General features: G+C 34.2%; 13 protein-coding genes and 1 pseudogene. 5 read left to right on the top strand and 9 right to left on the bottom strand.

Features of this window, described 5'->3' with window-relative positions:
• Positions 1-34: 34 nt before the first annotated feature.
• Together FYJ55_RS04430 and FYJ55_RS04425 are read left to right on the top strand one after the other, a co-directional pair.
• Positions 35-2,275 (top strand): NYN domain-containing protein, encoded by a 2,241-nt coding sequence (locus tag FYJ55_RS04430; protein ID WP_326831839.1) that lies wholly within the window; start codon positions 35-37, stop codon positions 2,273-2,275.
• Positions 2,276-2,315: 40 nt separating this feature from the next.
• Positions 2,316-3,239, top strand: a complete 924-nt coding sequence (locus FYJ55_RS04425) for an FAD-dependent oxidoreductase (RefSeq protein ID WP_154555811.1) — start codon at positions 2,316-2,318, stop codon at positions 3,237-3,239.
• Between the two features lie 76 nt (positions 3,240-3,315).
• Here FYJ55_RS04425 and FYJ55_RS04420 read toward each other — a convergent pair whose 3' ends face one another.
• The 4 genes from FYJ55_RS04420 to FYJ55_RS11265 form a co-directional block, all read right to left on the bottom strand.
• Positions 3,316-4,173: a YitT family protein gene (locus FYJ55_RS04420; protein ID WP_154555810.1), complete on the bottom strand. Its 858-nt coding sequence runs from the start codon at positions 4,171-4,173 to the stop codon at positions 3,316-3,318.
• 243 nt (positions 4,174-4,416) lie between these two features.
• Positions 4,417-5,250, bottom strand: a complete 834-nt coding sequence (locus FYJ55_RS04415) for an ABC transporter substrate-binding protein (protein ID WP_268234134.1) — start codon at positions 5,248-5,250, stop codon at positions 4,417-4,419.
• A 7-nt stretch (positions 5,251-5,257) separates the two neighbouring features.
• Entirely contained in the window at positions 5,258-5,476 is a 219-nt protein-coding gene (locus FYJ55_RS11270; RefSeq protein WP_268234132.1) for a hypothetical protein, read from the bottom strand.
• 41 nt (positions 5,477-5,517) lie between these two features.
• Positions 5,518-5,736: an ABC transporter substrate-binding protein gene (locus FYJ55_RS11265; RefSeq protein ID WP_268234131.1), complete on the bottom strand. Its 219-nt coding sequence runs from the start codon at positions 5,734-5,736 to the stop codon at positions 5,518-5,520.
• A 445-nt stretch (positions 5,737-6,181) separates the two neighbouring features.
• Between FYJ55_RS11265 and FYJ55_RS04410 the strand changes: the two genes are divergently transcribed.
• Positions 6,182-7,348, top strand: a complete 1,167-nt coding sequence (locus FYJ55_RS04410; protein ID WP_154555809.1) for a metal-dependent hydrolase family protein — start codon at positions 6,182-6,184, stop codon at positions 7,346-7,348.
• Positions 7,349-7,499: 151 nt separating this feature from the next.
• Here the strand turns inward: FYJ55_RS04410 and FYJ55_RS11015 are convergent.
• The 3 genes and pseudogenes from FYJ55_RS11015 to FYJ55_RS04395 all read right to left on the bottom strand — a co-directional run.
• Positions 7,500-7,916: pseudogene (locus FYJ55_RS11015) on the bottom strand (ATP-binding cassette domain-containing protein); the annotation flags it as partial.
• 92 nt (positions 7,917-8,008) lie between these two features.
• Positions 8,009-8,392 (bottom strand): ATP-binding cassette domain-containing protein, encoded by a 384-nt coding sequence (locus tag FYJ55_RS11260; RefSeq protein ID WP_154555807.1) that lies wholly within the window; start codon positions 8,390-8,392, stop codon positions 8,009-8,011.
• Positions 8,393-8,397: 5 nt separating this feature from the next.
• Positions 8,398-8,745: a 6TM ABC transporter family protein gene (locus FYJ55_RS04395; protein ID WP_195836661.1), complete on the bottom strand. Its 348-nt coding sequence runs from the start codon at positions 8,743-8,745 to the stop codon at positions 8,398-8,400.
• On the opposite strand from FYJ55_RS04395, the gene FYJ55_RS04390 reads away from it, so the two are divergent.
• Positions 8,731-9,051: a transposase zinc-binding domain-containing protein gene (locus tag FYJ55_RS04390; RefSeq protein WP_154555805.1), complete on the top strand. Its 321-nt coding sequence runs from the start codon at positions 8,731-8,733 to the stop codon at positions 9,049-9,051. The genes FYJ55_RS04395 and FYJ55_RS04390 overlap by 15 nt on opposite strands.
• 6 nt (positions 9,052-9,057) lie before the next feature.
• Entirely contained in the window at positions 9,058-9,894 is an 837-nt protein-coding gene (locus FYJ55_RS04385) for a transposase (protein ID WP_154555804.1), read from the top strand.
• 253 nt (positions 9,895-10,147) lie between these two features.
• Here FYJ55_RS04385 and FYJ55_RS04380 read toward each other — a convergent pair whose 3' ends face one another.
• Both FYJ55_RS04380 and malQ read right to left on the bottom strand, forming a co-directional pair.
• Positions 10,148-10,723 (bottom strand): peptidylprolyl isomerase, encoded by a 576-nt coding sequence (locus tag FYJ55_RS04380; RefSeq protein ID WP_154555803.1) that lies wholly within the window; start codon positions 10,721-10,723, stop codon positions 10,148-10,150.
• A 56-nt stretch (positions 10,724-10,779) separates the two neighbouring features.
• The gene (gene malQ / locus FYJ55_RS04375; RefSeq protein ID WP_229771076.1) at positions 10,780-12,276 is read right to left on the bottom strand and encodes a 4-alpha-glucanotransferase; all 1,497 of its coding nucleotides are present in this window, start codon (positions 12,274-12,276) and stop codon (positions 10,780-10,782) included.
• Positions 12,277-12,283: the final 7 nt, after the last annotated feature.

The following is a 12,283-nucleotide window of genomic DNA, read 5'->3' as shown; positions in this document are numbered from 1 at the left end:
GATCAAACTGTTTCTTTTTATTTGCCATTTTCTTTTGCCTTCCTTTGTCTTTGAATCATCCTCTTTCTATTGTACCACTGGCGTAAATTTTCTCTTTTTGACTAGTCCTATTTATATGCTAACATCACACTATAAGATTCCTACATTGATCTTTATTAATAAAATGGATATCAGCTATAAGACACAAGAAGAGCTTATGAATGATCTTAAAGTGCATTTCTCATCCAACTGTATCAATTTTAAATCAGAAGATGCTGAAGATGAACTGTCCATGTTGAATGAAGATATCATGAATCACTATCTAGAAACCGAAGAAATCGATTCATCACTTCTTCAACAAGCCATTTTTAAAAGAGAATTCTTCCCTGTATTCTTTGGTTCTGCCTTAAAAATCCAAGGCATTGAAGATTTAATGGATGCGATTATCGATTTATCTTTTATCCAAGAGTACCCTGAAGATTTTGGGGCTCGTGTATACAAGATTTCAAGTGATGACCAAGGCAATCGTTTAACCCACGTAAAGATTACGGGTGGTGTTTTAAATGCCAAAGATAAAGTTGGTACAGATGAAAAGGTAGATCAAATTCGTTTGTATAACGGAAAACAATTTGAAATGGTACAAACCGCTTATCCAGGAATGATTTGTGCACTAAAAGGATTGAACAAGTATGAAGTAGGTCAAGGACTAGGCTTTGAATCTGACACGACAAAACCACTCTTAAATGCCTATATGAATTACCAACTTTTACTTCCCGAAGGTGTAGATGCACTTACTATGATGCGCTACTGCAGTGTACTTGCTCAAGAAGATCCGCAGCTACAAATTGAATATGATGAGCAGACGAAACAAATTTTTTTAAGGTTAATGGGATCAGTTCAAATGGAAATTCTTCAAAAAGAAATTGAGAAAAGATCTAAAGTTAAAGTTGGTTTTACAACGGGTAAAGTCTTATTTAAAGAAACCATTCAAAATACAGTCATTGGAGTCGGTCACTTTGAGCCTTTAAGGCACTATGCCGAAGTACACTTAAAACTTGAACCATTGCCTAGAGGTAAAGGACTTGTGTTTGAATCAAACTGTTCCAATGATGATTTAGCTTTAAATTGGCAAAATCTGATTTTAACGCATTTAAAAGAGAAACAACACAAAGGTGTATTAACTGGATCGCCTATTACCGATATAAAAATCACTTTAGTGGCCGGTAAAGCCCATTTAAAACATACAGAAGGTGGGGATTTTCGACAAGCAACCTATCGTGCTATAAGACAAGGCCTAAAAGAAGCAGAATCTGTATTATTAGAACCTTATTATAGTTTTGAATTAGTCGTTGAAAATCAACATGTTTCAAAAGCCTTGTTTGATTTAGAAAACAAGCATTGCTCATTTAAAATTGAAGAAGACATGAACAATCTTGTTCACATAAAAGGAACGGGACCCGTTCGTGAGTTGATGGACTATCAAAAAGATGTCATCGCATACACAAAAGGAAAAGGCCAATTTATTTGTGAATTAGAAGGCTATCATGAGTGCTTTGATCAAGAAAAGATCATTGAAGAAACAAATTATGATAGTGAAGCCGATTTAAACAATCCAACCGGATCTGTATTCTGCGAACATGGAGCAGGTTATTTTGTGCCTTGGGATGAAGTCAAGGAGCATATGCACATCCAAATTAAAGAAGCCAACACAACTTCCTATGCTTCTTATGTAAAACATACAGTTCGTGAAGAAGAATTAAAGAAAGTATTTAATTCACTTGGTGGAAACAACAAGAAAGCTGAAAAGCCAATCAAGAAAAAAGCGAAGGTTGATATGAATTTAAATCAGATTCATGTCGAAGATAAAAAGCCAGACTGTTTAATGATTGACGGCTACAATATGATTTATGACTGGCAAGATTTAAAAGATATTGCCAAAGTAAACATTGAATCTGCACGTGATGAATTGATCAATCGAATCTCGAATTATCAAGGATATAAGCGTATCAAAGTCATCTTAGTATTTGATGGATATCGCGTTAAAAACAATACAGGTTCACATTTTAATCAAGGAAATCTAGACATTATTTATACGAGATATAATCAAACAGCAGACAGCTATATTGAAAAGGCTGTACACGACTTAAAAAAGAAATATGAATTATCAGTTGCGACAAGTGATGGCTTGATTCAAAATGCGATTTTAGCCAATGGCGCAAAAAGAATTTCAGCTCGTGAACTTGAGATTGCGGTAAAAAACGTAAACAAACGAGCTCTTTCGTACCTAAAGAAATAGTTTATGATATAATAGCGAAAAAGATGGAGGAATTTGATTTATGACAAGAAAGATTGCCATTATTGGAGCCGGTCCTGCTGGCTATACATTAGCTCAAGAATTAGTTAAAACAGAAAATGAGTACCAGATTGATATTTTTGATAAGGAAGCTGAAATTGGTGGAGCCATTTATACCGGCATTCCTGAATATCGTATGCCGAAACTTTTCTTAGAAAAAGCCTATAACGGATTGATTGAAGCCGGTGTTAAATTCCATTTTAATACTTTTGTGGATCAAACTATGTTTAAAGAATTACAAACAAACTATGATTATGTAGTTGTAGCGATTGGCGCCCAAATTGAAAATACTTTTGGTTTTGAAACAGGTAATGGCGTCGTTGCCGGCTTAACATTACTTTACGATTTAAATATCAATCACAAACAAGAAGACTTCAAAAAATATAAAAAGGCCATTGTTTGGGGTGGTGGAAATGTTGCGATGGATTGTGCAAGATCATTAGTTCGTATCATTGACGATGTCACAATCGTATATCGTAGATCTTTACAGGAAATGCCTGCAAGTCCTGCAGAAATCAAAGCCTGTGAAAAAGAAGGTGTTAAGATTGCCTTCTTAAACAACATCAAAGACATTTTAAAGGATGAAAGCGGAAATGTTTGTGGTGTTCAAGTTGCGAAAATGGAACTTGGAGAAATGGATGAATCTGGAAGAGCAAGCTGCCACGAAATAAAAGATTCATTATTCAGAATGGATTGTGATCTAGTTGCGATGGCTATTGGTCAAAAAGTAGACTTTACTCCATTAAATGACGATTTAAAAACAACGGATACACACGCCTCTACATTAAAGAATGTATACATTATTGGAGATGCCTTTACTGGGCCAAAAACAATTGGTAGTGCTGTAATGGAAGGTAAAAAAATTGCCAAAGAAATCGAAGCTAAATACAATGAAGGAGCGAACTAATCGTTCCTTTTTCTTTGGAAAACAAAAAAGCTACCTACACCAACTCTTGCAGGGTTTGTAGGTAGTTTTTACTACATCATAATCTCTTTTCAAATCCACCATCAATTTCTTGATCCTCGCTAATTGTCACAAAGGCCTTTGGATCAATTTCATTGACTATTTTTTTGAAGTTACGAATCTCATACTTATTTACAGCACAGAATAAAATATACTGTTCTGTATCTGTATAAGCACCCTTACCCATCCAGTACGTTACACCGCGCCCTGTTCTTTCCATAATTACATTCTTCATATTTTCTTTCTTTGTGAAAATCAATACAGTCATATTGATATTTTGATAGTGGATACGATCACTAATAAAGTAAAGAATGGCCACAAAGATAATGGAATATAGTGATGTCTGTAAATCAAAAATAAAGGCACAAATTGTAAATAAGATCGAATTAATTATAATCGATAGCTTACCTACAGAAAAGCCTGGTTTTGTCTTCGATAAACATACACCGGCAATATCCATACCACCGCAACATCCGCTGCTCTGTAAGGCAAGTCCTACTCCAATACCACACATTAAGGCTCCAAAAATACAATTTGAAAGCATATCTGGCATAATCACAAAAGATTGTTTTGGTAAAATAGATAATGTAATGGTTTGAACCAATAAACTTATGACAGTCTTGATACAAAACTCTTTATTCATAATTTTAAAGCCCATAATGAACAAAGGAATATTGATCATAAAGTTAATGATTCCCACCAAATTCATATGTCCAAGACTTGGCACCATCTTTACAATAAAATACTCAATAATCTGTGCAATACCAATGGCACCACCAAAGTTGATTCCATTAGGTGTCACAAACAAATAAATTCCTAACGAAAGTAAGATACTTCCTATAATTAACTCAATATACTTTTCAATCTTTTCTCTCATTCTAAAATCCTCTAAACACTAGGCATTATATCATTTTTATATATGTTTCGATAACACTTTTATCGATTATACATCAGAAAAGGCCAGAAAGCTTAATTCTGACCTATGTACTTATTTAATTTTTACTGTATCCATTGAATTAAACCATCTATATGCGGATGCTTTATGCATACCTTTTACTTTCTTATTTCTTAATCCATATACTTTTACGCCATCGGTTGGAATAAATCCACAAAGATCAGCTTATACAATCATTGCTTGTTTAAAAACTTGAGCACTTTGTTCTGAATTCGAAGTATACGTTCCTGCATCTAGATCTGCATCCAATTGCAAATCGCTTAGACGTGGGAAGTTATCAACTGCTTTTGATTTTAATAAGTCATTCATACCTGTATCTTCAGGACTACCATTAGAGAAGCCTATCCATCCTGCGTCCCAATCACCTAAGGTATTATCATCGCTAATTGTCGAATTAATAGTATTGAATTCCATTGTATTTGCCTTTAATTCAATCTCGATTTCTTGCCAATCCTTTTGAAGAATTGGAATCATTGAATCCATATTGTCTTTTTCTTTGATGGATAAAAAGCGAATTGAAAGACGCTCTCCATCTTTCTCTCGAATTCCATCACTACCCACTTTCCAGCCAGCATCATCTAACAATTGTTCCGCCTTTTCAGGACTATATTCATATGTATTTAATCCATCCAATTTTTCTTTTCTCGTAACAATACTACCGCAAGTCTTACTAATAAGATTTCCAAAACTGCTTGGTACATAAGCCATGACTTCATCAGATTCATCTAATTTATAATAACTATCAATATAGGCTTGACGATCAATTCCATAAGCCAAAGCTTGTCGAAAAGCTTGATCTTTACATGGACCATCAGCTGTATTTAAATATAGCCAATTTGTACGATCACCATTATAGCTATCTAGTGTCAAATCTTTGTTTTTACTCTGGATAATCGAACTAATTTTATCCGCATCTGTTACATCAGGAATGTAATCTACTGTTCCTTTTTCTAACTCTTTAACTTCTGTTGAAGAATCCGTCTTTTTGATCATAATCATTGCCACACTATACTGTCCTTTTTTCTGCCTTAAAATAAAAATTCTTTTCTGATGAAGCACCGATGAATTTATCATATGATTTTAATACATAAGGACCTGTACCAACAGGCTTTGTATTTTTCTTCTCAATCTTAGCTGTTTTTCCCTTCTTATAGTTCAATGTTTGATCTGAACATATTCCTTGTGTACCCAAAACACTTTCAGCATCGGTTCTTGGCTTTTCCAAATGAAATACAACCGTATAATCGTCTGGTGTTTCAATACCCTCTAAATCTTTAGGATCCCATCATGATATTCGGTATATCCCTTCACAAAATCCACATTGCTTGAATACAATCCAGTATAGCTAGGATCAGCCATAACACTAAATGTTTCTTTAACATCTTTTGATGTTAATTTAGATCCATCACTAAATTTAATACCCTTCTTTAACTTAAATGTCAAAGTTGCACCATCTTCAGAAATCAGTGGTAATTCACTAGCCAAATCAATACAAGATTCTGATCTTTATCATACTTCAACAAACCTTGGTAGACCAACGATACTACACTATTATCATTTAGTGTACGATAATATAAAAGTGAAAAATCACCATTCATTTCTGAAGACAATCCAACTGTCAACGTTTGTACTTGATTCGAACTATTGCTTGTGGAACATCACACAAGCACAAATGCCATACACATGGCCACTACGCTTCGTTTTACCATTACTTTCCCTTTAAATATTTGTGTACGACCCATTATGCATCATTTTCATGTTGTTTCAATCAATTTATAATAATTTTCATTTGTTGTTAGTATCAGTTAATATCATGCTTTATATAAAGTGTTTTTTAATTTGTAAGTGATTGTTTTATTTTCAGAAAGCACTTGCATTTATTGCTTGTTTAGAGCATAATACTATGTAAATTGAGAAAAGGAGTATTTTAATGAGTAAAATTTTTGTACACGCTAAAACAATGATAGATGGTGTGAGCGATACACCTAAATTTGATCAATTGATCACTTGTGAAGACGGAAAAATCACAGCCATTGAACCTTATCATACAATCAATGAAAATGTAGTCGAGGCAAACGTTGTAACGCCAGGCTTCTTTAATTGTCACGTTCATATTATGGAACCTGTTGGTTTTGGAACGGATAAAGAATTTACTTTTATTGAAAAAACATTCTATACACAAAAACACCTAGAGGATTATATCAATAGTGGTGTTACTTTTATTCGTGTTGTAGGAACCGAAAACGATTACGATATGGATATTCGTGATTGTGTGGATGCAGGCCTTGTTAAAGGACCACACATGTTATGTGCTGGACGTTGCATCTGTATGACAGGAGGCCATGGCTGGCAAGGTGGTATTGAAGCCGATGGTGTCGATGAATGTAGAAAAGCGGCTAGAACTCTACTTAAAAAAGGCGTCGATTTAATTAAAATTATGGCAACAGGTGGCGTTATGACAAAAGGTGTAGAACCTGGAAGTGCTCAATTAACACAAGAAGAAATGGCAGCCATTATTGAAGAGGCTCATAAAGCAGGAAGAAAAACGGCTACTCACGCACAGGGAACGCAAGGTATCAAAAATGCATTATATGCCGGCATTGATTCCATTGAACATGGAATTTTCTTAGATCAAGAATGCATTGATTACATGAAAGAACACGGTACATATTTGGTTCCTACATTAGTTGCCCCTCAATGCATCGTTGAAAAAGGAGTAGAAGCTGGTATTGCCGATTACATGGTCAAAAAAGCTATTTATGTTAAAGATGCTCATGTTGAAAGCTTTAAAAAAGCTTATGCACAAGGCGTTAAAATTGCTTTGGGTACAGATGGTGGAACTCCATTCAACTACCACAACAACACAGCCTATGAATTTGAATTAATGGAAAAATACGGTGTAGATCGTATGGACATTTTAAAAATTGCGACACACAATTCAGCAGACTGCTTAGGGGTTTTAGATGATTATGGAACACTTGAAGTTGGTAAAAATGCAGATTTAGTTTGTTTAAAAGAAAATCCTTTGGATGCAATTTCAAACGTTCGAAAGATCGATAAAGTCATTAAAGACGGTGCTGTTGTAGTTGAAAAATAATCATATTTACTTTGTTTAGGGATGATTCGATTCATCCCTTTCTTTTTATAAGAAAAGGGCCATATCCACTATGACCCAACACTATTTTTCATTTGATAATACAAATGAATCATTTCGTACACTGTACGCAATTCTTTTTCACGTTTATTCATTAGCTAACTCGATTGGATTCCATATGAATTACACGATTGCAATGTGCTAAAGTTGAGTCACGATGTGACACAAAAATTATGGTCTTATCTTTTCTTTCTTCATAAATCGATTTTAAGATAATTCCCTCATTTAAGCTATCCAAATTACTAGTAGGTTCATCCAATAAAAAAAGTTTCGCATCATGTAGAAACATACGTACAAGACCCATTCTCTGTCTTTCTCCACCCGATAAAGAGCTTCCAAGCGCTTCAACCGATGTTTTATATCCATGTGGCAAAGATTGAATATATTCATGAATATTTGCTTTTTTACAAGCCAATTGGGTCTCTTCGATTGTCACATATTGCTTAGCAACTCTTAAATTATTTTCTATCGTATCATGGAAAAGAATCGTTTCCTGTGTTACATAGCCTTCATTTTTCTTAAATTTGAAGTATTTAAATTCTTAATATCAATCCCATCCACTAAAATATTTCCGTCTGAAACATCCCAAAAACGCATCAACAATTATAATAAAGTACTCTTTCCGCTGCCACTCTTGCCTTGAATTCCAATCACTTCATTTTCTTGGATATTTAAATTCATATCCTTTAAGATTAGTGCTTTGTCATACGCAAAGTCTACATGTATCTTATCCATACTGTTAAATTGAGCTTCATCTCCATTCGTTACTTTTTCAATCATAGGTATTTCATCCAAAATAGAAATAACTCTTTGTCCAGTTCTAATTGTCTGTGATAAAGTTGAACCCAAATTTGCCAATTTGATGACAGGTCCAAAAGAAGATATTTGAAGAACACTCGATCCAATCATGGATTCCATTGAACTATTCAAATATAAATGAATCAAACATAAACCTAATGATAATAAGACAACGTAAAAGTTTGTCAAAGAAATCAACTTAGCTGGAAATATTTCAATTCCTTCTCACGATTTGCCAGGGAAGAAGTCTGTTTATTCAAGCCTGATAAATGACGATCTGTATCCATATACTGCATACTTTCCTTTAAGCCACACATACTCTCTAATACATAACTATTTAGATTGGCAGCTTCTTTACGATACTCTACACCAATATGTCTTGATTGTTTGGAAATATAAATTGGTAAAACTATACCCACTAAAACATAGGCTAAAAGCGAATAGATTCCATAGATGCAATCATATTGCATTTGGATAATGATACAAACTAAACTTGTGACAAACGCAATACAAATAGGAGAAATGGTATGTGCATAAAACACTTCCAACAATTCAACTGGAATATTATTCCACACTCATGCCATTCCAGGTTCTGTAATGCCTGTGGTGTTAAATATGCCAAGCAGCTTGCAGTCAAGGCTACCTATCCTCATAGACACATTGTCTTTACTATTCCTGAAGAACTTAGAAACTGGTTCAGACAGGATCGTACTCGACTCAATCTATTGTTTGTTGCTTCAAGAAACACCATTTCCATTCTTACCAATAAATCTCTTGCCGATAAACTCAAAAAGAAAAAGCTGTCTGATACCCACTATATATTCAAAGACATTCCTGTTCGTAATTAATTTGGCATGATTGCCACTATACATACTTTTGGAAGGGACCTTAAATGGAATCCACACATTTATTGTCTTATTCCTGAATTAATCTATTCTTTTAAAAAAGATAAAATCAAAACATTTCATCATTTCAATTTTACTAAGCTTAGAAAAACTTTTCAGTTTGAATTCATTCGACTCATACAGGAAGCTGGTGGATTGAAGAAACCTGAAGAAAAGAACAGACTCTATAAAGACCATCCTAAAGGATTCTATGTCTATGCCAAGTTCAAATCCAATGACAACGATTCTAACGATGCTTCATCTAATAAAAACAGTAAAGATATTCAAGGCTGCGTAAACTATTTTATTCGCTATGCAGGTAGGCCTGCCATGGCTGAAAATAGAATCACAGAATACAATAAAGAATCAAAGACTGTCGGCTGGTTCTACAATGATCATAAGGATGAAAAACGTCATAATGTCACAGATAATGTGATTGATTTTATAAACCGCCTTATTATACATATACCGAACTATCATTTCTTAACAACTCGATATTATGGATTCTATGCCAATGCTTCTAAGAAAACTCTAGATAAAGTACATGCACTTCTTGGAATCAAAAAGAATAAGGATTATTCTCGTGAAAAAAGAACCAAAGCCCTTAAAAACAAACTCAATAAATTGAAGTACCGCACTCATTTGATTGATTCTTTTAACAGAGAACCAATTCAATGCAAATGTAAAGCCACAATGTTCTATACTTATACATATAATCCATTCAAGGACAAGAGAAATGACAGAACATACAGAAAAAGATGTATTGATGAAATGCACAAAATGCGGTTACGAAGAAGAAGTACCTAGATGGTTGATCGATGAATTATTTCCAAATGAACCTGAAGAAAACTATATGATGCACTGCTCTGAATGTAATCATAAGATGATTGTAAAAAAATAATTCAACAACTAAAGACAAATACAAAATGTTGACTATTATGATAGTCCTTTTTGTCGTTCCTGATAACCTACAAATTGTGATAATCCGATATTTTTTCACATATTACATTTCCCTGTTCCGAAACCAAAATCTTAATATATAAAAAACAACTAGATTACTCTAGTCGTTAATTTCTGATACTGTAATTGTTTTGATGACAGGCTGCTTACTTTGTGCAATTGTTCCATTATCATCCATTGGATCTGCATCTTCACAAATCTTGTCCACAACCTTCATTCCCTTTGTGACATGTCCAAAGGCAGCATATTGCCCATCTAATGAATCATTGTCTTCTTGCATAATAAAGAATTGTGAACTGGCTGAATCAAAATCTGAGCTTCTTGCCATAGAAATCACACCACGCTTATGCTTAATATTATTTTTTACACCATTCTCCTTAAATTCACCCTTAATGGTTTTATCTGATCCTCCCGTACCATTTCCGTTAGGATCACCACCCTGAATCATGAATCCTTCAATAATTCGATGGAATGTCAATCCATCATAAAAGCCAGATTTGGCAAGATCTACAAAGTTTTGTACTGTAATTGGAGCTGTTTTCCCATCCAACTTTAATGTAATTGTTCCATAGTCCTTCACTTCAATCTTTGCGATATAATCCTTTGTCCCTTTTTGACACCCAAACAAAGATATACATAGAACAAACGAACATAAAATCGTTATTAACTTTTTCATTGTTCCCACCTCCATCTTATTTTAACAATACACAAGAAAAGGAGCAAGACTGCCCCTTAGCGATTCGATTTTTCAATCCATTCTTTTGTCTTCATTACCTTATCTGGAAATGTCTTAAAATCTTTTAACTTCCAAGTCCAGTTTTTGTCTGATACTGTTCCAGGTGTATTGATTCTAGCCTCTTCTTTATATCCACAAATATCCCAAATAGGAAGAATTACTGTATCTGCATTACTATCTAACGCAAACTGACACAACATTTCATTAAAGGCACGGCTTGAATAGCCTTGGTTTTTAAAGAAACGACGCAAACTAATACGCTTATTTGAATCATACGTATGATAATCTTCATTGCATGTCGCATTATCATGTGTTCCTGTATACAACACAGAGTTTTTCTTTGCCTTTTTCTTTAGTTGTTTGGCTTCCATTCTAAACAATAAAACATCCATTCCTGGAATCCCATAATCTTCCTCAAGTTCAATAACCTCAGGACGAATCAAGCCTAAATCTTCTGCCACTAAGACAATATCTGGGCATGACTTTAAAATCGCATCCATCAATTTATGAGCAGGGCCCAAGATCCATTTTCCCTCAATGGCAGTAGGACAAGATTCTGGAATCTTCCAATATGTATTAAACGCTCTAAAATGATCGATTCTCACCATGTCGTAACAACGATTCATCCAACTCATACGATTGCACCAGAAAAGATATCCATTTTTTTCCTGCGCATCAAAATCATAAATTGGCATTCCCCAACGTTGTCCAGTTTCACTAAAATAATCTGGTGGACAACCCGCAATATATTCTGGTTTTCCTTCTTCATCCAATAAGAAAGCTTTACGGTTGCACCATACATCCGCACTATCTAAATCTACATAGAATGGCATATCTCCCATGATTTTAAGTTTTCTTGCGTGCGCATACATTTGAATTTCATCCAATTGTTTATAAAAAACAAACTGTAAAAATTCAATATAAAAAATCTCATCTTTATAATCATCCAAATCAATATCACGATTTTCTGGCCAGTTCTTATATTCATCTTCCCACTCAAACCATGGAGCCCCATTATAAAAACTCTTAAATAAAGAGTAGGCAGACCAATCCTCTAGCCAAAATGCATCACGCTTAAATGCTTCAAAATCTTCTTTAAATGAATCAAATTCCTTTTTAAAAACTTTAAAGGCCTTTTGAAAATAAGATTCCTTGAATTCACGAATCTTGTCATATTCAACAAAGTCTTTAAACTTATTACAATTCACAATTGAGCTTTGCGTCAACAACCCCATTTCACACAAACGATCCAAGTTAATATAGATAGGATCCCCCGCAAAACTTGAATATGTCTGATATGGAGAATGAGTGGGGCCTGTCATCTGCAAAGGCAAGATTTGCCATATGGCATACCCTGCATCCGCAATAATATCTATCATTCGAATTGTTTTTTGCCCTAAATCACCAATCCCTTGATTTGCAGGGATAGAGAAAACAGGACATAAGATTCCTGCACTTCTATTCATTTTATCACCATTTTGTAATCCCTTCATTACTTCT

Source organism: Holdemanella porci, from assembly GCF_009696075.1.
GTDB lineage: Bacteria > Bacillota_I > Bacilli_A > Erysipelotrichales > Erysipelotrichaceae > Holdemanella > Holdemanella porci.
The sequence above is the reverse complement of the archived record's forward strand: the minus strand, read 5'-3'. Positions and strand labels throughout refer to the sequence as shown.